This window comes from Pseudohongiella sp. (genome assembly GCF_040877505.1).
Lineage (GTDB): Bacteria > Pseudomonadota > Gammaproteobacteria > Pseudomonadales > Pseudohongiellaceae > Pseudohongiella.
Genome location: NZ_JBBDNQ010000024.1, coordinates 225,018 through 246,588, shown reverse-complemented (window position 1 = coordinate 246,588; position 21,571 = coordinate 225,018). Strand labels below are relative to the sequence as shown.

At 54.9% G+C, this 21,571-nt stretch carries 22 protein-coding genes; 9 read left to right on the top strand and 13 right to left on the bottom strand.

The window, feature by feature from the left end:
* Window positions 1–45 precede the first annotated feature (45 nt).
* Both WD071_RS09405 and WD071_RS09400 read right to left on the bottom strand, forming a co-directional pair.
* Entirely contained in the window at window positions 46–606 is a 561-nt protein-coding gene (locus tag WD071_RS09405) for a hypothetical protein (RefSeq protein ID WP_368048109.1), read from the bottom strand.
* Complete coding sequence (locus tag WD071_RS09400) at window positions 603–1,133, bottom strand: RNA polymerase sigma factor (protein ID WP_368048108.1); 531 nt, start codon at window positions 1,131–1,133, stop codon at window positions 603–605. Before WD071_RS09400 ends, WD071_RS09405 begins: the two co-directional genes overlap by 4 nt.
* Window positions 1,134–1,285: 152 nt before the next feature.
* On the opposite strand from WD071_RS09400, the gene WD071_RS09395 reads away from it, so the two are divergent.
* Window positions 1,286–1,567 carry a hypothetical protein gene (locus tag WD071_RS09395; protein ID WP_368048107.1) on the top strand — a complete coding sequence of 94 codons (282 nt, stop codon included), beginning with the start codon at window positions 1,286–1,288 and terminating at the stop codon, window positions 1,565–1,567.
* A gap of 256 nt (window positions 1,568–1,823) precedes the next feature.
* On the opposite strand, the gene WD071_RS09390 is transcribed toward WD071_RS09395, so the two are convergent.
* The 6 genes from WD071_RS09390 to WD071_RS09365 all read right to left on the bottom strand — a co-directional run bounded on the left by WD071_RS09390 (window position 1,824) and on the right by WD071_RS09365 (window position 7,930).
* A complete protein-coding gene (locus tag WD071_RS09390) occupies window positions 1,824–3,008 on the bottom strand; it encodes an ABC transporter permease (RefSeq protein WP_368048106.1) in 1,185 nt (394 codons plus the stop codon).
* Between the two features lie 9 nt (window positions 3,009–3,017).
* A complete protein-coding gene (locus tag WD071_RS09385; protein ID WP_368048105.1) occupies window positions 3,018–4,175 on the bottom strand; it encodes an ABC transporter permease in 1,158 nt (385 codons plus the stop codon).
* Window positions 4,172–4,888, bottom strand: coding sequence for an ABC transporter ATP-binding protein (locus WD071_RS09380; protein WP_368048104.1), 717 nt, complete (start codon window positions 4,886–4,888; stop codon window positions 4,172–4,174). Before WD071_RS09380 ends, WD071_RS09385 begins: the two co-directional genes overlap by 4 nt.
* A gap of 27 nt (window positions 4,889–4,915) precedes the next feature.
* Window positions 4,916–5,740 (bottom strand): efflux RND transporter periplasmic adaptor subunit, encoded by an 825-nt coding sequence (locus WD071_RS09375; RefSeq protein WP_368048103.1) that lies wholly within the window; start codon window positions 5,738–5,740, stop codon window positions 4,916–4,918.
* A gap of 361 nt (window positions 5,741–6,101) precedes the next feature.
* Window positions 6,102–7,244, bottom strand: a complete 1,143-nt coding sequence (locus WD071_RS09370; protein WP_368048102.1) for a helix-turn-helix domain-containing protein — start codon at window positions 7,242–7,244, stop codon at window positions 6,102–6,104.
* Between the two features lie 77 nt (window positions 7,245–7,321).
* Entirely contained in the window at window positions 7,322–7,930 is a 609-nt protein-coding gene (locus WD071_RS09365; RefSeq protein ID WP_368048101.1) for a TetR/AcrR family transcriptional regulator, read from the bottom strand.
* A 107-nt stretch (window positions 7,931–8,037) separates the two neighbouring features.
* Between WD071_RS09365 and WD071_RS09360 the strand changes: the two genes are divergently transcribed.
* From WD071_RS09360 to WD071_RS09350, 3 genes are all read left to right on the top strand, one after another.
* Window positions 8,038–8,568 carry a dihydrofolate reductase family protein gene (locus WD071_RS09360; RefSeq protein ID WP_368048100.1) on the top strand — a complete coding sequence of 177 codons (531 nt, stop codon included), beginning with the start codon at window positions 8,038–8,040 and terminating at the stop codon, window positions 8,566–8,568.
* Between the two features lie 100 nt (window positions 8,569–8,668).
* Window positions 8,669–9,166, top strand: a complete 498-nt coding sequence (locus WD071_RS09355) for a 2TM domain-containing protein (protein ID WP_368048099.1) — start codon at window positions 8,669–8,671, stop codon at window positions 9,164–9,166.
* A gap of 24 nt (window positions 9,167–9,190) precedes the next feature.
* Window positions 9,191–9,859, top strand: coding sequence for a DUF2459 domain-containing protein (locus tag WD071_RS09350; RefSeq protein ID WP_368048098.1), 669 nt, complete (start codon window positions 9,191–9,193; stop codon window positions 9,857–9,859).
* Here the strand turns inward: WD071_RS09350 and WD071_RS09345 are convergent, their stop codons facing one another.
* Window positions 9,860–11,572, bottom strand: a complete 1,713-nt coding sequence (locus WD071_RS09345; RefSeq protein WP_368048097.1) for an isovaleryl-CoA dehydrogenase — start codon at window positions 11,570–11,572, stop codon at window positions 9,860–9,862.
* A gap of 65 nt (window positions 11,573–11,637) precedes the next feature.
* Complete coding sequence (locus WD071_RS09340) at window positions 11,638–12,822, bottom strand: tetratricopeptide repeat protein (protein WP_368048096.1); 1,185 nt, start codon at window positions 12,820–12,822, stop codon at window positions 11,638–11,640.
* A 586-nt stretch (window positions 12,823–13,408) separates the two neighbouring features.
* Between WD071_RS09340 and WD071_RS09335 the strand changes: the two genes are divergently transcribed.
* Window positions 13,409–13,726, top strand: a complete 318-nt coding sequence (locus WD071_RS09335) for a BON domain-containing protein (protein ID WP_368048095.1) — start codon at window positions 13,409–13,411, stop codon at window positions 13,724–13,726.
* 40 nt (window positions 13,727–13,766) lie between these two features.
* Here WD071_RS09335 and WD071_RS09330 read toward each other — a convergent pair whose 3' ends face one another.
* Window positions 13,767–14,063 carry a hypothetical protein gene (locus WD071_RS09330; protein ID WP_368048094.1) on the bottom strand — a complete coding sequence of 99 codons (297 nt, stop codon included), beginning with the start codon at window positions 14,061–14,063 and terminating at the stop codon, window positions 13,767–13,769.
* A 408-nt stretch (window positions 14,064–14,471) separates the two neighbouring features.
* Here WD071_RS09330 and WD071_RS09325 point away from each other — a divergent pair, with 408 nt between their 5' ends.
* The 3 genes from WD071_RS09325 to WD071_RS09315 all read left to right on the top strand — a co-directional run bounded on the left by WD071_RS09325 (window position 14,472) and on the right by WD071_RS09315 (window position 18,412).
* Complete coding sequence (locus tag WD071_RS09325; protein ID WP_368048093.1) at window positions 14,472–16,964, top strand: amidase family protein; 2,493 nt, start codon at window positions 14,472–14,474, stop codon at window positions 16,962–16,964.
* Window positions 16,965–17,107: 143 nt separating this feature from the next.
* Complete coding sequence (locus tag WD071_RS09320) at window positions 17,108–17,752, top strand: urate hydroxylase PuuD (RefSeq protein WP_368048092.1); 645 nt, start codon at window positions 17,108–17,110, stop codon at window positions 17,750–17,752.
* 45 nt (window positions 17,753–17,797) lie between these two features.
* Window positions 17,798–18,412, top strand: a complete 615-nt coding sequence (locus WD071_RS09315) for a methyltransferase domain-containing protein (protein ID WP_368048091.1) — start codon at window positions 17,798–17,800, stop codon at window positions 18,410–18,412.
* Here WD071_RS09315 and WD071_RS09310 read toward each other — a convergent pair.
* Together WD071_RS09310 and WD071_RS09305 are read right to left on the bottom strand one after the other, a co-directional pair.
* The gene (locus tag WD071_RS09310) at window positions 18,401–19,777 is read right to left on the bottom strand and encodes a PAS domain-containing sensor histidine kinase (protein ID WP_368048090.1); all 1,377 of its coding nucleotides are present in this window, start codon (window positions 19,775–19,777) and stop codon (window positions 18,401–18,403) included. The genes WD071_RS09315 and WD071_RS09310 overlap by 12 nt on opposite strands.
* Window positions 19,778–19,843: 66 nt before the next feature.
* On the bottom strand, window positions 19,844–20,338 hold the full coding sequence (locus WD071_RS09305) for a DUF6265 family protein (protein ID WP_368048089.1): 495 nt from the start codon (window positions 20,336–20,338) through the stop codon (window positions 19,844–19,846).
* A gap of 186 nt (window positions 20,339–20,524) precedes the next feature.
* On the opposite strand from WD071_RS09305, the gene WD071_RS09300 reads away from it, so the two are divergent.
* Window positions 20,525–21,544 carry an aldo/keto reductase gene (locus WD071_RS09300; protein WP_368048088.1) on the top strand — a complete coding sequence of 340 codons (1,020 nt, stop codon included), beginning with the start codon at window positions 20,525–20,527 and terminating at the stop codon, window positions 21,542–21,544.
* Window positions 21,545–21,571: the final 27 nt, after the last annotated feature.

Sequence of the window (21,571 nt, the reverse complement as noted above, 5' to 3'; positions counted from 1 at the left end):
TTGAATTCGCCTATACAGTCGTTTCACATAAGAATCCCTTACACGTCAGGCCGAAATATTCTCTAACATTCGCATGGCCGCCCGCTTGCGCCAGCTGAAATACACTAATGCCAATACCAGTACTATCCAGGCCAGTATCATTCGTCCGGTTGCGCTCAATGCCTGATCACCAAACACCAGGCTGGCGATGAACAGCAAACTGATGACAAGCAAAAAAATCAATGTAGCAACCGCGCTCAGCCGCCAGCGAAATATTTCGTGTCGCACCAGGTCAATCTGCTCAGACAGCGACTCGCTGACCGCGCAGGTTTTGATTAATCGCAAACTTTTCCAGCGGCTGCGATTGATCAGGAAAAACAATACCGATGCCCAGCCACAGACAAATCCAACCCATAACTGCTCGTACAGATCACCATTCTCTGATAAAAATCCCACGGCAAAGAACCCCAGCACAATCATCATCAGGGATTCAACAATAATATTCGCCAGCATTATCCGTGACTGGCGACGCTGTCTGGCCTGCAGGTTCGCCAATGGCGGGGCTTGTTTGTCATCACCGGTCTGCCACAGTTTCGACAGCGCAGACCACTCATCTGGCTCTTTCATTTAGCGACTCCTGCCAATAGATCGGAAAGTTTTTGCTTTGCCCGATTCAATCTGACGGCAACGTTGGATTCACTCAGGCCCAGCACCTCGGCCACTTCAAGATTGCTCAGGTCTTCAAGCTTGAGAAGCAGCACTTGACGCAGACTTAGCGGCAAACGCTGAATGGCATCTCGCAATTGCTGCTGCTGTTCGGCCTGCAAATGCGCATGCTCCACATCGGAACGCTCATCAAGCGTTTCTTCTTCAAAATCGGATTCGTTAACACGACTATGACGCCGGATATGGTCGATCGCAACATTATGGGTGATTCGGTAGATATAGGTCTTTAATGTGCATTGCCCCCTGAAACGCGGCAGCGCGCGCCAAATCTCCAGCGCCATGTCCTGCGCGAGCTCTTCCCGAAGTGCAGGACGGCTTTCGTAGCCACGGCTTGCACGCACGATCATTGGCCAGAAGCGCTGAACAATATCGTCACGCTCACCCGGGTGGAATTCGTTTACCAACAGTTCGGCTCCATCAGCTTGCAATCGACTCACCTAATTACTTTAACGCCATTCTATATACATGCAGTTAGTCGAAAGTTGAGATAAAACATTACAAAAATATTTTTGTAACTTTTGTATGCCAGTGACGACTGATTAGGTGAACCTGTTCTTGAGGCAGGAAACTTCACAAAAGGATGAATATCATGTCAGTTTTTAGCCGTCTAAAGCAATTGAACAAAAAATTCACGCTCTCAATCATCTGGTCTGTCGTCGTTGTCAGCTGGCTGGTCATGGGGGGTGCACTGCTGATTGATGTCCGTCAGGACCTGTTCGTGACTGTTGTCGTGGTGACCGCAGTGCTGACGGAAACGGCATTCTGGTTGACAGCCATTTTGCTTGGCGTCGCCATGGTGGATGCTAGACGTGCAGTTGTGCAGAGGATAAAGGGCTGGGTCGCAGGCCGGGTCGCAAGCTGAGACAGTAGACCTATAGCCACCAGACACACCGACTGTCAGGTTACAGTCGCGTCGCTGTCGTCCAAAATCGGACAATAGATCGCAATACTGTGCCCCTGACAGCGGCAAGAAAACTTGCCGCTGGCAGACCCCGCAGCAAGTGATTGGCTGAACTGGAGACGCACCTATGACGGTCATGGCTTCAGTCCCCTGGCGCGAATCAATCGAGACAATGTGAACACCCTGCAAAAGGTGTGGCGCGTACCGGGTCCAGCCACTAACCCCCTCGCAAAACGCCAGTCAATGATTGCCTCGACGCTCTGACAGACGGGAACAAGGCCCCCACGAGCCCAAGCGTGCAGGCAAGCGCTATGCCAGTGGCAATCAACTGTGGTGTCACCATGATTTCGAATGACACTTGAGTATTGGCCCCCATCGTAGACGCGGCAAACCCGTTAAAGCAGAGGTACGTCAACAGCCCAGCCACCACTCCGCCCAGCAAGGCCAGAAGCATTGATTCCGCTATCACCGAGACGACAATAGGGAAACGACCAAAGCCCAGCGAACGGAGCGTTGCAATTTCAACAGAGCGTACCGAAACGGCCGAATACATCGTATTCAGTACAGCAAAAATAGCACCGATTGCCATAATACTGATAACCGTCACTCCTACTCCGGCAATGATCTGCTGGGTGGTTGCAGATTGTGCCGCGTAAAATTCTGTCTCTCGCTGAATCTTCACTGTCAGGCGCGGATCGCTTTCCAGTGCGCGCCTGAGTTGATCGAAATCTGCGCTTGAAGGCAATCGGGCGGTCATCGACGAATAGGTACTGCCACGGCCAAACACGGAATTCAGCATTTGGGCATCCGTCCAGATCTCCGAGTCTTGGATACTGCCTCCGGCGTCAAAAACGCCAACGACCGTCCACTGAGCATTTCTCAGGTCGACCGTACTGCCAACCTCAAGACCCTTGAAATGGGTAGCAACGCCGGCGCCCACAATAATCTCAAACTTGCCAAACTCGATATTGCGTCCATCAACAATAGTCACTTCCGGGCGCACCTGAAACGAGTTTTGACTGACCCCGCGAAAGGAAACATTCGCGGAGCTTTCGCTGTCGCGCTTTTCCATATTGACGCTGACAAAGGTCTCGCCTGCGATCAATGGCTCTTCCGAATTTTTCAGAATGCCGGGCTTGTTACTGATTATACTGGCCTGCTCGAAGCTAATGGATCCATTAATCTCCGAATTGGAACCAGCACGCAGAATAATCACTCTATCATCGAGGCCCGCCCCACGCATTGTTGTGTTAAAACCCTGCGCCATCGCAAGCAGCGCAACCAGCACAGCGACCACGCCACCAATGCCAACCACGATGACCATGGAGGAACTGAGGCGTGCCGGAATATTTCGCAGATTCATAACAGTAATGGCAAAAAGTTGTGAAAGTAATCCCATCATAATGTCCTTTTAGCGCACCAGCGCATCGGCGATATTGAGACGCATCGCTCTCACTGCAGGGGGCAGGCCCACGACTAGCGCAAGCGCAAACGCCACCAACAATCCAAGCAATATTGTGTCTGTGTTCAGGTTTAATGTGGTTATCTGCGGAATGACATACTCGCCAAACTGCAACAGATAAGCGGCAAGCCCGAGACCCGTTGCTGCTGCGGTCAGGGCCAGCAAAAGTGCCTCGGCCAGAACAATCAACAGGACACTGTTGTCGGAAAACCCCAGCGTCTTTAGCACCGCCAGTTCGGCGGATCGCTCCCGTACTGCCTGTGACATCGTGTTGGCGGTCAGCAGCAGCATGGTAAAGAATACCGCGCCCATTATGGCCCGTACGATCAGGCCGATATTACCCAACTGTGAAATCTGATTGAGAACGTATTCCTGCTCGGTGGTGGTGTAGGTTTCCATTTCAGAATTTGCGAATCGCGCATCTATACTGGCGGCGATCGGAGCGGTTTGCCGGGAATCGTGAACGGTAAACAAGATATTGCTGACAAGGCCTTTACCGACTATTCGATACTCATCAAAAAAGTCGTAGTTGATGAATAGCCGGGTGGTATTAACGGTTTCGCCTTCGGCTGCGTCGTAGATACCAACAATATCGAACTCCCACTGCGAACCGTCCTGGTTATGCCATATATCCGCGGTTATGGGAATCCTGTCACCAATTTCCATGTTGTAGCGTTGCGCGATGCTGCGCCCCACAATGACACCGGTGCGCGTATTGATAAACGCCTCCAGCTGCTCTTCCGGTAGCGTCAGCTGCGGATTTATCTGCATGAACTCTCGCGGAGTGATAGCCCAGCGAGTAAAGGTGCTGGATTCAACCGCATCAATATAGACGCCACCAAACCAGGTTTGATGGGCAGCAGTATCTACTCCCTCTATTTGCTGAACCTGCTGATGATAGTGCACCGGCAGCATGTCACTAATGGAGTGGCGTGGGGCGACCCACAACCGGGTTTCTCCAGACGCCTGTGTGCCGCCACTGAACAACTGCGCCACCGGCTCCAGCAATCCGAACAACATGAAGGCAATCAGCAAAGACGCGCCGGTTAACGTGGTTCGCAATGGTTTCCGCCACAGGCTGGCGGTAATGAGTTTAAAATATTTCACAGCACTGACTCCTGACAATTGGACTCAGTATCGCGTTCCGGCACCAGGACGCCCTTGTCCATGAAGAGTCGGCGTTTGGCGTATTTCGCCGCCTTGGGGTCATGCGTCACCATGACGATGGTCTTGCCGTGCTCCCGGTTGAGTAACTGCAAGAGTTCGAGGATCTCATCAGCGCTCTCTCTATCAAGATCCCCGGTGGGCTCGTCACACACAAGGATGGCGGGATCCGAGACAATGGCCCGTGCAATCGCTACTCGTTGCTGCTGACCGCCGGACAGCTCATTGGGGCGATGCCCCGCGCGCTCACTTAGACCGACCAACTCCAATGCGGTTTTGGCGCGAAATTTTCGCTGGGACGAGGAAAGATTGGTTAATAGCAGCGGCAGTTCGACGTTTTTCTGTGCCGTCAAGATAGGCAGCAAGTTGTAGAACTGGAATATAAAACCCACTTGCTGCGAGCGCCATTTGGCCAGCTCCGCTGAGGACATCTTACTGATACATTGCCCCCCGACCTCGATACTTCCTGATGTCGGTTCATCCAGCCCGCCAACAAGATTCAGCAGCGTTGTTTTACCAGACCCCGAAGGGCCCATTAAGGCCAGAAATTCGCCTTCTTCAATGATGAGGTTGAGATGCTGTAGCACCGGCACGGGCAACTTTCCCATGTAATACTGTTTACCGACATCGCTTATTCTAATCGTGGCATTGGCCATGGTTTGTCTCCCGTTTTGAGTATTGTCTTAATCATCAACTTTCGGTTTATCTTCCAGAAACGACACCCGCACACCCATATCAGGCAAAACGCGTGCGTCTTTTTCCAAAAATCGGATACGTACTCTTACCGTTGCCCGGCTGCGATCAGCGGCGGGAATAACCGTGATGACTTCCGCGGGTATCTCCCAGTCCGGGTATGAATTGAGTCTGGCCATTACGCGTTGCCCGGAAGACACCCGGTTGATGTTCGATTCGTTAACATCGACTTCAATTTCCAGCGAAGTCATATCAACGATGGCGCTGATTCCTGTTCGCGTGGAGCCACCGGCAGACACGGGCGATATGATTTCGCCCGGCTGTGCAGCCTTACTGATGACCACGCCGGCAAAAGGGGCGCGGATCTCTGTCTGCGCCAACTGTTGTGATTGCAGGTGAACACTGCTTTGCGCCACCGCAATCTGTCGAGTTACCACCGTCGTGCGGGCTTCCACACTTTCCAGCTTCAGGAGGGCCTCATCCAGTTCAGCCTGGCTGATCAACGAGCGATCGGCTAAGGCTTGCAGACGTTGCAGCCCCAACTGCGCCTCTTTCTGCTGCACGTGCAAGTCCAGAAGCGCTGCCCGGGAGGCTGAAAGTTGTGACTCAGCGAGCCGGTATTGCGCCAGCAGCAAGCTATCGTCCAACAGCGCCAGTAACTGTCCCTCAACAACCTCATCTCCCTCTTCGATAAACACCTCCAGCACCCTGCCGGTAATCTGCGAGGACACCGTGGCTTGCCGTCGCGCCGTGACATAGCCTGTGGCATCAAGCACGCTGCTGGTTTGCGAGGACTGGGCGGGGAGCGGCCACACAGGCGCAGGTGTGTCCTGCTGCGACGCTGATTGGAGTTCTGGAACCATGACCGACGTTGGCTCTGCCGCGATTCTATAGTAGAGCCCGATCAGGACTATCGCAGCGCAAAGAAAACCCATAGTCCACTTCAAAGGGGAACGGGAGGAGGCCTGCTCGCGATCGCTGCCATCTAAGGACAGCGCCTGGAGCAGGTTTGATTGTGTGCTGCTTGTTTCCGAATTCTGTTGTGCCACTGAGATGTCCGCATGCCTGCTGAATTTCAGGCAAGTGTAGTGGCGCTTTCATAAACATGCTGATTGATTACTGCAAGGTTTGCTTGATTGTTAAAAGACAGGCGTTTTAACAGGATTCAAGCAGACTTTAGAAGGAATTAAGAGGGGAAGGTGTTGCGCGCTGGGCAAGATAGCTTTCACGCTGAGACTGTTTACGAAACTCCGTCGGTGGCATTTCCTTGAGCTCACGAAAAGCCTGGTTAAAAGGTGCAATCGACTGATAACCCACGGTCAGTGCAATGGTCAGTACCGGTAAATGATTCTGTTTGGGATCGGCGAGATACTCGCAGGCCTCATTCACCCGGTAGAGGTTAAGCAGTGCATTGAAATTACGAAAACCCAGCTGTTTGTTGATTAAATGACGTAGCTTATATTGCGGCATTGCCAATTGAGTCGCTAACTCCGCAATACTTAACCCTGGTTTTAGATAGGCTTTCTGATCACGAAACACACTGTGAAATCTGTCCAACTCCAATTCATACCCATCTTCAGTGTCCGATTCGTGTCCGGGATGCATCGCTTCAGCCACTTTTTCCAGGACGGGCTCGAACTTCAGGCAATATAACGCTGTCACGAAGATCACCATGGCACGACCATAGGTTTTATAGGCGCTGATGGCTAGCATATCAGACGGATCCGCATTCATGACATACAGCTCTGAAACAAGGCTGCCAAGACTGAACAGGATCAGAGCGATCACAAATACCCGCCGCAGTAGACGCCGGGACTCAATCACATCGGCCTTCCAGCCTTTCACCACCCAGAAAGCCGCAGCAAGGACGAACAGGGCCTGCAACTGAATTGGCAGCGTACCAAAAATAAAGTAATTGATGACGCCTATGCTTTCGATATCAATTTCTGCAAGGTTATTGGATACAAACAATGGCCTCAACGCACTCAGAAGAACTTGAATGCCATAAACGCCGAGAATCCAGCGCGGAAACCGTTTCATATCCTGGAACAACGAGTAACACAGAATCATTATGCAGCCCGCCCCCATATTCATGAGTATCTGCAAGGGCAGCCAATAGGCACTTAAATTGATCCGGAACTCGGGGTTCGAATGATACTGCATCGTCGCCACCATGTAGGCGATAGAGCTCAGGCAAATGATGGCAAAGAGTCGGGCGTTGATATTTTTGGGGTGAGAAATCAGAAAAGTCAGGCCCATTAGTGCCAGCGCTGTAATCGCGACCATCTGGGCAGCAAAATAGGATAGTGCAGTAAGCATGTCAGTATTTAGAAGCTGTGCAAACGTGAAATAGGTTTTTGTGGCAGCGACAACTTAACCATTCTAAAAAATTAAATCTACCTTTCTGTAGTGACCAGTCTGTCATCTCTCCCGGATGCTTCGCCGGATATGGCAATCAGCGCATTCATGAACAATCGCAATGGTCCGTTGGTCATGTCGAGGGTTATCTGGGAATCATCCTTGCAGCAACGCATGGCCAGGGCAAATCCATGGAGGTAATCGGCCAATAGACAAACTGCCTGCTCGAATGTTTCTTGCGACAAACTCAAAGGAGATAATGCTATCTCCAGCCTATCGGCAAATATCTGTGCCGGCCCCTCTACAGAGAGGCTTAGCATGTTTTCCATCAAGCTCGAATGGTTATTTAGTAACTCCAGGTAACTTCGACAAAGTCTGGTTAACTCCTGTGCCCAGTCTTTGCTGGCAGTTGGCTGGTAGATATCTCCCACAAGCGAGAGCGCGATTGCCTCAAGAAGAGCAGTTTTACTGGGAAAGTAATGATAAATGGCCATCGCATCGACCCCCAATAGCCCGGCAACCTTTCTAATACTGGGAATTGCACCGTCCTGTCGCAGCAAGTCCCGCGATGACTTTACGATCAGCTCCCTGGATAGAGTGGCCGAGGACCGTGGTGGTCGACCCTGCTTTTTTGGCTTGACGCTCATATATTTTCTCCTTACCATGGTATTTATTCTACGCTGTAGAAATAATAACACAAACAAATCTTGTCAGCTGGATGAATCAAGCCCGCTGCAAACCCAAGGGGAAAGTTATGGGTAATCATGTATATATTGCTACCAGTCTGGATGGATACATAGCTGACAGCAATGGAGGGCTGGATTGGCTGTATTCGGTTCCAAACCCCCAGAATAGTGACCTGGGGTTTGTTGAGTTCATTGACGGAATTGATGCAATAGTGATGGGCAGAGTTACTTTTGAGACTGTCTGCGGTTTCGGGGGAGACTGGCCGTATCCGAAGCCGACCTTTGTCCTAACCTCCACCCTGGATACCGTACCAACCAATCTGGATGAAAACGTCGAACTCATCAGTGGGTCCCCACTTGAGGTGACCGACAAGCTGAACAAGCGCGGCTTCAAGGACTTATATATTGATGGCGGAAAGACCATACAGAGCTTTCTACAGGCAGGCTTAGTCGACGATCTGATTATCTCAACTCTGCCGGTCCTACTTGGGGGCGGGGCTACTCTTTTCGGAAAACTGAGCAACAAACTCCAACTCAGTCACATCCACACGGACGTATTGCTGGGTGAAATAGTCCAGAGTCGATATCGATTCGTTTAAAGTTCTGGGTTCCTGTCAGGTGACAGTCGCGTCGCTGTCGTCCACAATCGGGCAATAGATTGCAATACTGTGCCTCTGACAGCAGCAAGGGAATGAAACGATGATCGTACGCAAACTTCGACTGAAACGCGGTTGGTCGCAGGAGCAACTGGCCGAGATGAGCGGGCTGAGTGTGCGCACCATTCAGCGGGTCGAGCGCGGCCAGAGTGCCGAGCTGGAAACGCTGAAATCCCTGGCAGCTGTCTTCGAGATCGATTTCAACGAACTGAAACCGGAGGCACCTGTGAACACCAAATCTGTAAATACCGAATCCGGCTTGAACGACACAACTCTCACCGCAGAGGAGAAGAAAGCCCTCAGCCAGGTGCGCGACATCAAGGGCTTCTACATACACCTGGGTTTGTACCTGCTGATCATGCCCGTGCTGCTGGTCATCAACCTTGTTTTCCGATCTGAGTATCTTTGGGTAATAGGGCCGGCTCTGGGCTGGGGCGTTGGCCTGCTCTCCCATGGACTCAATGTCTTCGTGGAGCTCAGCGTGTTCTCGGCAGCCTGGGAAAAACGTCAGGTCGAAAAACGGCTGGGACGCAAACTCTGAGCCAAAGTGCGGTAAGCTGACACGATGCTGACGTTCCGCCACACACAAAGCACAGTCTGGCTCCGCCTGACAACCACCATACTGTTGCTGACGCTCACTGCCTGTCTTGGACCGGCAGCCGGGCTGTACCCGGCGGATCCAGCGCTGCGCCCCGTGCCGGTCTACCTGACTGCTCACGGGTGGCACGTGGGTATCGTGGTCGAGGCCGAGCGGGTTCTGCCCCAATTACCCGATTCATCGCACTACCCTAACGGGCGCTGGCTGGAATTCGGCTGGGGCGACGCCGACTACTACCCCAACCCCGATCCCGGCGCAGGCTTGCTGCTCAAGGCAGCCTTACTGCCCACATCAACAGTAATGCATATCGTCGGTTTCGATCAGCCAGTGCAGCAGCGCTTCCCCTACAGCGAAACTGTTCCCCTGCAACTCTCCAGCGAAGGTATGCAGGCGTTGGCCGAGTTTCTCGCGACCCACATGCAGGCGGACGATGACGGTCAGGCGATATACGAGCAGCCGGGCCTTTATGGGGAAAGTGCATTTTTTGCCGCTAGAGGGATTTACCTGCTGCCACACACGTCCAACATGTGGAGCGCCCGGGCGCTGCGTTCAGCAGGCCTGCCGATTACACCGATTTATGCAGTGACGCAGTCTAATCTCATGTGGCAGGCGGAAGCGGCTTCAGCGGAACCTTGATCAGACACGGGGCGTTGCCCGCTTGATTATGGCAGCGGCATCCACGTTAATGGGCAGCGCTCCGATATTGTGAGTGCCGGTGCTCGCAAGACGGGAGGCACAAAACGCGTCGGCGACCGCTGGCGTTGAGTATCTGATCAGCAACGATGCCTGCAGTGACACCGCCAGCCGGTCGACCAGATCCCGCGCCTGAAAGGCAATACGGTGATGATCGGTTCCGATTATGCCGAATGACTGTTCCAGTTTTTCCACGAATGCGTCAAAGAGCCGGTCGCTGCCTTTGGCGGTGTTTACCTCCGCAAAAAACGCGTCCAGGCTGTCAGGTGATTTCTCCAGGGCGCGCAGGGTATCAAGACATTGCACGTTGCCGGATCCCTCCCAGATCGCGTTCACCGGCGACTCTCGAAACAACCGCGGCATGATGCAGTCTTCCATGACGCCGCTGCCGCCAATACATTCCATTGCTTCATAGGCGTGATTGGGGCTGCGCTTGCATATCCAGTATTTTCCGACCGGCGTGGCCAGCCGCAGCAGGAGCTTTTCCTGTTCGTTATCGGGGGCATCCAGGGCGCGGGCCATGCGCAGGGTATAGAGCAGAGCTGCCTCGCTTTCCAGCGCCAGGTCGGCCAGTACGTTCTGCATCAGCGGCTGCTCATTGAGCCGTGCGCCAAAAGCACTGCGGTGATGACAGTGATGCAGCGCCTGCGCGGTGGCCTGCCGCATGCCGGCAGCGCTGCCAATCATGCAATCAAAGCGGGTCATCGCGACCATCTCAATGATCGTGGCCACACCGCGGCCTTCCTCGCCAATCATCCAGGCCAGTGCGCCGCGCAATTCAGCTTCGCTGGAGGCATTGGCGACATTGCCCATCTTGTTTTTCAGGCGCTGTATCTGCCAGGGATTGCGAGTGCCATCGGGTCGCCAGCGGGGCATAAGGAAACACGACAGGCCTGCAGGCGCCTGCGCCAGCACCAGAAATGCGTCGCACATGGGCGCGGAGACAAACCATTTGTGGCCGACCAGTTCATAACCCTGCCCCGGACCACCACTGCCGGTTGGCGTGGCTTTTGTGGTGTTGGCGCGGACATCGCTGCCGCCCTGCTTCTCGGTCATGGCCATGCCGATGGTGACGGATGTTTTCTGGCTGTCAGGCACATTGCGCGGATCGTAGTCGCGACACAGAATCTTGGGAGCCCAGTATTTGGCAAGATCCGCCTGCTTCATGATGGAAGGCATGGCCGCAAACGTCATGGTGATGGGGCAACCGTGCGAGGCTTCCACCTGCGAGTGCAGATAATATTTGGCTGCCCGGGCGGCATGGGCACCGACACCGGGGTTCTCCCAGGGACTGCTGTGCAGACCGTGCTCATGAGCGATGCGCATCAACTCATGATAAGCCGGGTGGAAGCTCACCTCGTCGATGCGGTGACCGAAACGATCGTGGCTGTGGAATACCGGCTTGTTTTCGTTGGCCTGGAAGCCCAGTGCGATGGTGTCGCGCCGACCAGCCAGGGCGCCCAGTTCGGTCAGCGCGTCCGTGGCATAGGCAGCTCCCTCGCGCTTGACGGCATCCTGCAGCGCGATGTCCTGCAGATACAGATTGTAGTTTTCCAGCGGCGGTGGCTGGTTGAACACGTCGTGGGTCTGCGCCAGATGACTGTCGGGTGAAAATGTCTGGCTGCCGCCGGGGCCGCTGGGAGTGTTATTGTTCATATTTGTCACTCATTTCATTGTGCTGATCACTTCATTTGGAGCGGCTGCCCCGCCAAAGCGAAGGCTCAAAGCGTGTGCTGCAGCGATTCCAGCTTGGCCTTGTACAGTCGGCGCTCACGACTTCTGCCTGCGTTATCGATGGCCAGCTGCAAAGCGTCCACAGCAGTCTCCCTCTTTCCCATACCATAGAGCGACAGCGCCAGGCCCAGGTGGGCCTCGTCCAGGTAGGGGGCAATTGCGATGGCCCGCTGGTAGTAGCGTGCTGACTCTGCATAGTTGCCTTCGGCGTACGAGGATTGCGCCAGCAGGTACCAGTTATGGGGACTGGGATCTTCGATGCGCCGCAACCGCTGATCGATGAGGGTCGCTTCCCGATTACGACCCTCCAGTGCCAGGAGCGTGCGATAGTTCTTCAGCAGCGTCAGTTTCTCGCTGGCATGCTCAAGTGCATACAAATATGTGCGTTCAGCCAGATCAACATGCCCGGCCTTGCGATTGACGACCGCCAGCAAATTCAGCGTTTCGGAGCTGTCCGGTGCGTGCTGCAAGGCTTCCATGCTCAGCCAGAACGCCTTGTTCAGATCGCCCGTGTTGAGCGCTTCGACGGCCACATTGCGATAGTACATCGCCAGATAGTCGGCATAGCGCAGGTTACGTACGAAACGTTCCCGGCCACTGGGAAAATAATCGACGGTGATGCCGCGACTTCGACCCAGCAAACCCTGTGCTGGTGTCCAGCCCGGATCCAGCAGCAGTGAACGGATGTGTACACCCTTTTCCACCACCCCTTCGCGTATCTCATAGACCGGCCTTTCATCCATCAGTTGAAACGCGGTATCGACGCCCACAAGTTGCGCAAAGGCTGTCGTCATGATGGCCAGTGACAGGCAGTTGCCGCCGCCGCTGGCGATCGATTGCTCTGCAGTAAGCGTCTCACCCCGGTAGCTGAAACTGGACAGCCGCGCTTCCAGATAACGAATCAGCCGCCATTGCGGCGGTTGGGAAGAGCGAATAGGAGCATTGAAGTAGGCCAGAAATTCACGCTCCTGCTCGGGTGTCAGCCGATGCAGCTGCTCGCTTGTCACGATTTCTGGTCGCGGGCCATACAAACCTTCCATCTGGCTGATGAAAGGCTCAGGGCTTGCTGATGGCTGGGAAGACTCAAGAGTATGGCAAGCGGGCAAGAGCGCTACCAACAGCAGCAGGCAGCTACAGGGGTAATGGCGGACGTGGTTTCGCAGCGTCTTCATGAAGTCTCCCTTCGCTTTAGCCTGTGTTTACGCAGCTGCGCTTATCAGTTTCCTTGCCAGCCCTGCACCCGGACATGCCGGGATAACCACACCAGAAACGCGCCAATGGCTATAAACCACAACGGAAAAAACAGCGCCGCTGTCTCGCCAATCTGGCCTATCGCATTCCGCTACATTACTCCTGCGGAATCGTATCTATAACAATTTTTCACTTTGTGTTCAAGATATAGAAGAGAGGGAGATGCCTTGTCCGATTCGGTTCGTCATGCCAGCGTAAAGAGTCGATCCGCCTGCTGATTCCGTTGAATGGCTGGGAAATGCTGAAACCGACGCAGGCTACTTTGCGAAATATCGATCTCCTTAACGCAGCCTGTTGGTGTTTTCCTTGAGACAAGGTTTCAGCAACCATTTTCTGGCCCACTGATTCGTCTTATGCACTTGATCGGCCTTACATTCAGCACGGCCTATCTTGAGACGATGCACCATGCGATTCAAAGCGTGCTGTAACGCACAGACACTTTTTCGCCGTATCACTATTGTGCACTTGAGACTAACCAAATTCTTTCAGAATGACAGGAACCCCATTATGAGATTGCACACCACACTGGCCGCCATTATCACGGGCCTGATTATCCTCTCAAGCACCGTCAGTTGTTCTGTCGCACGCGACCAGCAGACTGTCGGCGAATATATAGACGATGCCACCATTACAACGCAGGTCAAGGCTCGAATGCTCAATGACTCGGACGTCTCTGGCACCAGCATCAGCGTCGAAACGCTTAACGGCACAGTGATACTTTCTGGTTTCGCCACCAGCAGCACCGAGAAAGCAACTGCCGAGTCCATCGCACGCGGAGTCAACGGTGTCACCGAAGTCAGGAACGAAATAGCACTTCGACCGTGATTTTTTGGCATTGGCCTGCGGGGGGTTGGGTGAAGAAATTTCAGGATTCCTCTGAACGCTCCGAAGCAAGCTCATCTACCTGCTTTAAATTAATCATTTGACCTGAAATTGCTCTCATAACATCAGGGCAATTTCGGGAAATATTCAGGACGACATAGCGATGCCAGAAAAAAATTACCGCAAAAAATAATCCAGCCCAACCAGCGTCGTATGCCGTAAACGAGAATATGGTGAAAATGACGGCAAAAATGAAAGTCAGCCAAAGATCCAACTTGTAGTGCTTCGTCGCCGCCGACCTAAATTCAGCACCCATGATCCGACGCATGATATTGCCCATACAGCCCTCTACTCTGGAAAACCTGGTCGCACCTCCACTGCGAAAACGCGACCAGGTTGTTCATTACGATGTAAAATCAACACCCTCGCAAGCGCTTATGGCACCCACGCTAGACGTAAGCACTGCCACTGGTCCGAAAAATGGTGAAATACCGACCAATACCAACGACGAAAAACACCCAATCCCCATGGTCGGCGGCGGACTGTCGTTACCCCCACCCACCATTCCTATTTCACTGGCATTCAGTTCTCTCATAGTAATCAGCTCCTTATTGCAATAGCGCTTCCTGCATAGTTGTTGTAGACCAACGGGCACGGTTTCACCCAAAAATTTTAAGAGTGACTGGCATCGATGCGCAAAAACCCTTTATAGTCGGCTCCAAGGCTATAATCAAAAAAGACCCGAACGATGCGCTCTCTCAACAACAAGCTGGTGGCCCTGTTCTTTCTCAGTTCAGCCTTGCCCAGCCAGGCCCAGGCCCAGACCCAGGAACACGCCCAATCCTTCGACCTGCAGGCCCACCGCGGCGGCATCGGCCTTGTCACCGAAAGCACCCTGCAGGCCTTTGCCAATGCGCTGGAACTGGGCGTCAGCACGCTGGAGCTGGACACACAGGTCAGTGAGGACGGTTACGTGGTGGTCACTCACGATCGGCAGGTACTGGGCCATCGTTGCCTGGATACCGGGCCAGCCACCGCCGGTGATCCCGAATTTCCCTATGTCGGCAAGTACATCAAGGAACTGCACTGGGATCAGATCCGCACCCTGGACTGCGGTTCTCAGCGCGCCGAACCCCATACTGGCCAGCTGACTGTGCCCGGCGCGCGCATGGTGTTGCTCAGTGAGGTGTTTGACCTGGTCAAGCGCTACCGGGCCTACGATGTAATGCTGAACATCGAGACCAAGGTGGAGGCCGGCGCCCCGCATGAAACCGCACCGAGAGAAGAATTTGTAACAGCTGTCATTGAACAGATTCATCAGCACCGCATGCACAAACAGGTGAGCATCCAGAGTTTTGACTGGGGAGCCCTTATGCGGGTCAGGGAACTCGCGCCGGACTTGCCTATCGTCGCTCTGTCCAATGCCCAGTCCTTTCTTCAGTGCGGGGAGCCCGGTGCATCGCCGTGGACCGGCGGCATCGACATGGACGACTTTGACTGCAATCTGCCGGCGGCTGTGGCCTCGTTCGACGCCGATGCCATTTCGCCGGTACACGGTCTGCCACAGAATGGGGTGATCAGCGATGCTGACTACCAGCCCTTCACCACCACTGAAATGGTCACGCAGGCTCATGCACTGGGCATGCAGGTGATTCCCTGGACCATCAACGATGCCGCCACCATGGCGCATCTTATCGACATCGGCGTTGACGGCATTATCACCGACTACCCGGATCGCCTGCGCGAGGTCATGCAGACACAGGGCATGCTCGTACCGCAAGAAAAGGAAGCGCCACGTGTCACTGACCCAGGCAATGTCAAAGAAACCGGCATTCTTGCCTTGCAGCAACAAATGGCCGACGGCACCCTGAGCGCCGAGCAGTTGCTTGAGCGTTACCTGGCCCGTATTGAGGCTTACGATCAGCAGGGCCCGCAACTCAATGCCATTCTGCGCTTCAACGAGAATGCCCGCGCGCAGGCTCAGGCATTGGATGCGGAGCGCCAACGCAGCGGCCCGCGCAGTCTGTTGCATGGCATCCCGGTGGTGATCAAGGACAACTACAACACCACCGACATGCCGACCACCGGTGCCTCGCGGGCACTGGCCGATTTTATACCCACTGCCGAGGCCACTCAGGTGCGGCTGCTGCGCGAAGCCGGCGCGGTAATCCTCGCCAAAACTAATCTGCACGAGTTTGCCTACGGCATCACCAGTATCAGCTCGCTGGGCGGCCAGACCCGTAACCCCTATGATCCGACCCGGGTGCCCGGCGGTTCCAGCGGTGGCACCGCTGCGGCCGTTGCCGCCAGCATGGCCGCCGTTGGCATGGGGTCGGATACCTGCGGTTCCATTCGTATCCCGGCCGCATTCAACAATCTGGTGGGCCTGCGCCCGACCAAAGGTCTGAGCAGTATCTACGGTGTCATGCCCCTGGCCCATACCCAGGATGTCGCTGGCCCGCTGGCCAGAAGCGTGGAAGACCTCGCCATCGTGCTGGACCTCACCGTGGGTTACGACCCGCTGGACCCTGATACCGCACTGATGCGCGAACATGATGATGTGCTGTTTGCCGCCGCGCTGGGCAGCGCGTCACTGCAGGGCCTGCGTATCGGCAGACTGGATGCCTACCTGACAAATGCGGAACCGGCGGTGCAGGCACTGATGCAGCAGGCATTTGCACAGTTGCAAACGCTGGGCGCAGAAATAGTTGATATCACCATCCCCGATATGGCACAGCTGATTGGCAATTCAGCACTGATTGGTCATGAATTTGAAGCTGACCTGGATGCTTACCTGCAAACCTTTGGCAGCGACGAGTACCGCAACCTGGAAGACATTGTTGCCAGCGGCCTGCATCACGAGGCAGTTGACATGCTGCTCAGTCGCAGCGCAGCAGGCGAGCAGGATGCGGCCCGTTATCAGGCTGCCATGGCGGCGCGAGGCGATCTGCAACAGGCCATCAATGCCATCATGGATACACAGCAACTGGATCTGATCGCCTATCCACCCATTTCTGCACTGCCCGTGCTGGTTGGCGAAAACCAGCCCGGCAACAATTGCAGCCTCAGTGGCAATTCCGGTTTCCCTGCCCTGTCGCTGCCAATCGGTGTCAGTGAGGCCGGCCTGCCCATGGGCATCGAGCTGCTGGGCCGCCACCTGAGTGACACTATGCTACTGGCCATCGGCTACGCCATCGAACAGACGTGGCCGCAGCGCCAGGCGCCAGCCTCGACTCCGTAACACACAGCGGCAGTCTTGCCGCTGCTCGCCCCCCTTCCTCCTTCGCCCCCACTCCATTATACTTGTGACAGTAGTGGACTGTTCGTTTCTGCAGTATCGAACAATAAAAGGGCGCAACGCCCCAAAACATGCGGAGAACGATTATGGAACTTTTAACACTGGATTTCCTCGCCCGCTGGGCTCATACCCTGTTCGGCATCACTTGGATAGGGCTGCTGTATTACTTCAACTTCATCCAGGGCGGCTACTTCAAACAGGCCTCGCCCGAAGCACTGGCGGATGCCAAAACCAAGCTGGCGCCCAGCGCTTTATGGTGGTTCCGCTGGGGCGCAATGTTCACCTTCCTCACCGGTGTCATCCTGCTCGGCGTGGTGGGAAGCCGCACCAACGGATTCATCGTGCTCGGCGCTACAATGGGGACATTGATGTTTCTGAACGTGTGGCTGGTGATCTGGCCGAACCAGAAAATCGCCTTGGGCCTCAATCCGAACGGCGGTGACGCTGCAGCAGCAGGCGCCAAAGCACTGCTGGCCTCGCGCACAAATACGCTGTTTTCCGCGCCCATGCTGATGGGCATGTTCGGCTCATTCCACGGCGCTGGCAGCGGCGCGGCACCGCTGGCATCTCAAGGCTTCGGCGTTGGCCTGATCGTGGCACTGGTGATCGTGCTGGCGCTGGAGGCCAATGCCCTGTTCGGCAAACAGGGGCCGATGACCACCGTAAAGGGTGTCATCATTTCAAGCCTCGTGTTGACCGTCGTACTGGCAGCCATCCTGCAGACGCTGTGACAACCTGAGCTCACGGTTGCAGGCGGAAGGCTGTATAATGCGCCCATGCCAACTGACCTGCACCAACAACGAATAGACGCCGTGCTGCACGAAATCCGGCAAAGTGGCGCCCGGCGCGTCGTTGATCTGGGCTGCGGCAACGGCGAGTTACTGGTGTGGCTGCGCGAACTGAAACAGATCACCCGGCTGATTGGTATTGATATTGATGCCACCGCGCTGACCGAAGCCCGTCACGCGCTCAATATTGACCTGCTCAATCCGCCGGCGCAGCTCAAAGTGTGTCGTGGCTCGTTTGAAAATACGGACTGGTATGCCAAAGGCGTGGACGGAGAAATCGACGCTGCCATCATGCTGGAGACCATCGAGCACATAGAACCGGGTCGCTTGTCACGCGTTGAGGAAACTCTTTTTGGCGTGCTGAAACCGGCTTTGATTGTCATCACCACACCCAACAAGGAATACAACCCCATCCACGGCATGGCCGATCATGAAATCCGTCACCCGGGTCATTATTTTGAATGGACCCGGGCACAGTTCAGATCGTGGTGCGAGGGGGTTGCCGGGCGCCACCACTACCGCGCCCGTTACGCAGATATTGGCCAGTTGCATCCGACGCTGGGCAGCTCTACCCAGATGGTGTGTTTTGAATCAGACCAGTGACAGCTGAATATTAAAACAGGTGCCAAATTGCTCATCGGAAGTCACCGACATGTGCCCGCGATGGTGCTCGGTGATGATGAAGTATGGATACGACAGTCGGTGTTCAACCGGGTACGCACCGTTGTCAGATGTGGACACAAAAAACGGCTCAAAAATATCCAGTTGTTCGCTGGCGGTTAATGGCTGGCCTTTGTGAGCCACCTTTATCCATAGCGAATCAAAGAACTGGCCAATCTCTATATGAATCAACGCCGGATTTTCCTCACTCCACTCCCTGGCCTTGAGCGCGTAGAAGGCGCTGCGCAAAACGCGGGTAAAGGCCTGCTCCAGCTCGGCGGGATAACACGACATTGACGGCAGTTCCTCTGCGTAACTGCGCCGGATTTTAATATCCCTGAATGCCAGACCATCGGCATCGGTGAACAGGTCAGTGGCCTGCGCAATGCTCTGGTCCATGATGGCGGGGATTTCGGCAACCTGCTTGGCGTTGCTATGGCTGCGGGCAAGCTCGAGTAGGTTCTGTGAAATTGCTGTCGCCTGCTGCGCACTCTGCCGCACCGTTTCCACCTCTTGCAGCAACAACTGCTGCATCGGGCCAACATCGGCTGCCTCGATCTTTTCCCGGGCATCGGACACATGCTGAAAAATGGTATTGATGGGCAGACTGATGTCGTAGGCCATGGCAGAGGCCAGTTCCCCCAGCGCTGACAACTTGTCGCGCTCCGCCACTTTACTCTCCGCATTCACCTGTTTGGTGATATCGGAAATCAGAATCACAATGCCGGTATCATCCGAGTCCCGTAACCGGTACAGGGTGATATCAAAACTGTATTGCCCGCGCTGGGTGTGTTTCAGACGCAGAGTCTGTCCGGTGGTCAAGACACTTTCCACATGCTCGTCGGTCAGGGTGATGGCAGGATACGCCGCCCACAGATTTTTCCCGGTGACATCGGCGAAGGGCCGACCGGTGATCTCTTCCGCAGTTTTATTCCACTGGGTGACCTGCAACTGGTCATTGATGCCTATCAGCATCACCGGCATGGAGTTCACAATGCTGGTGATATAGGCCTCTCGATTGCGCAACTGCTCGGCAGTTTCTTCCAGTACCCGGGTGCGTCGCGCGACCCTGTCTTCCAGCGTGGCCTTGATCTCTTTCAGCGCCCGGTTGGAGCGCCCGGCGCGCAGGTTAGCGCGGATCAGGAAAAACAGCACCACCAGCAGAATCAGAATGAGCAGACTGGCGCTGGTATTGGCGATATATTGCCAGTTGGTGGTGCCATCTTCGTCGCGGAATACCGCAAACATATCTGCGTAAGCATTCATGCTGACGCCCATCAGGATGCTCAGGGCGAAAAGGTGTTTCATGGCATCAATCCCTTGGAATACAAATCAGGCCAGAATTGTAGCATGAAGTCGGGCCTGTCAGCCGGTTCAGTCCCAGAGGCTGCGCTTTTGCAGCTCGATATTCATGGTCTGGCCACTGGCCTGCTCAACATGAATGGTGAAGGTTTCGCCGTCCAGGGTGTAACCCAGGGAGCGCATACCGCCTTCGGTCACCGCGTTGAAATGCACGTGATTGTCCATGATCATGGCCAGTTCCATGGTGATGGGTTCCGGCGTGCGCGGCACAAAACCGGCATCAAACTGCTGCACGTTCAATACCAGGGAGCCGTCGACTTCTTCGATGGTGATCATTTCAAACATGCTGGTACCACCGTTGCCGGTCATGCGCACCATTGCAGCGATAGAGCCACCTTCGGGGGCAATCCAGTTCTCTTCCAGCGTATTCGGGCCCAGAGCGCCAGCATAATTGCCGGTCATCCAGGCCAACTGATCAATCGTGGCAGCGGGCCCCTGAGCAAAGCTGAAGCTGGAACCCAGGCCGAGCAGCCCGGCGATGCAGATGGTTTTTATGGTTCTATTCATGTTGACTCCCTGATTGCGGTTGGTCATGCAGTTGTTGAAACAAGTGTGTATCCGGACACGTGCCCGGCAATTATCCGTGGTCGAAGCTTAGCACCACCTTAACGTGGTTTGACAGCCCACAAGCTAGTAATGCCATAATCGGGGATTAAACGAGCAATCAGCGGACAGCCAAAAGAGAGTCTCTTTATGAATTATCGATATATCGGCACCAGCGGCCTGCGTGTCAGCCCCATCTGCATGGGCACCATGAGCTTCGGCAGCTGGAGCGACGAAAAGGAATCCTTCCGCATTCTGGACAAAGCCTATGAGCGCGGCATCAATTTTTACGACACTGCCGAGGTCTACCCGGTGCCGCCACGCAAGGAAACCGTGGGCATCACCGAAAGCATTTTTGGCAAGTGGATCAAAACCCGCGACCGTGACGCGCTGATCATCGCCACCAAAGTCGCCGGGGCCGCGTCCGGCTGGTTTGTACCGCCCATTCGCCAGGGCCTGACGGCTATCGACCGCCACCATATCGAGCGCGCCGTGGAAGGCAGTCTGCAGCGTCTGGGCATTGATTATATCGATCTGTACCAGGTGCACTGGCCCGACAACGTGGTGCCCATTGATGAATCCATGGACGCGCTGGACCGGCTGGTGGAATCCGGCAAAGTGCGCTACCTGGGCACTTCCAACGAAAACGCCTATGGCCTGACCAAGGCCAATACCGTCGCCGAATACGAGGGTTACGCGCGCTTCCAGTCTATCCAGAACAACTTCTCGCTGCTCAACCGCCGCTTCCTCGACGAGCTGGCCAATGTTTGTCGTCGCGAAAAAGTGTCCTTGCTGCCTTACTCACCTATTGGCGGTGGCATGCTCAGCGGTAAATACAATGAGCAGGCAGTGCCGCCCAACAGTCGTTTTGGTGAGTACCTGCAAATGGACAACCCGCGGCAGCGCGCCATGGCCGATCGCTTTTTAAACCCGGGCACGCTTGCGTCAACCGCGCGCTATCTGGAAATCGCGCGCGAGGCCGGCATGTCACCGACCACGCTGGCCACCGCCTGGAGCATGAACTTTGATTTTGTTGCATCCACCATCATCGGCGCACGCACGGCCGATCAACTGGACGAGTCGCTGGCAGCACTGGATGTGACCCTGAGTGACGACATCATGAAACAATGTGATGCCGTGCACAAAGACATCCCTTACCCCATGGGCTGAACTGATACCTGCCGACCACCCACACGA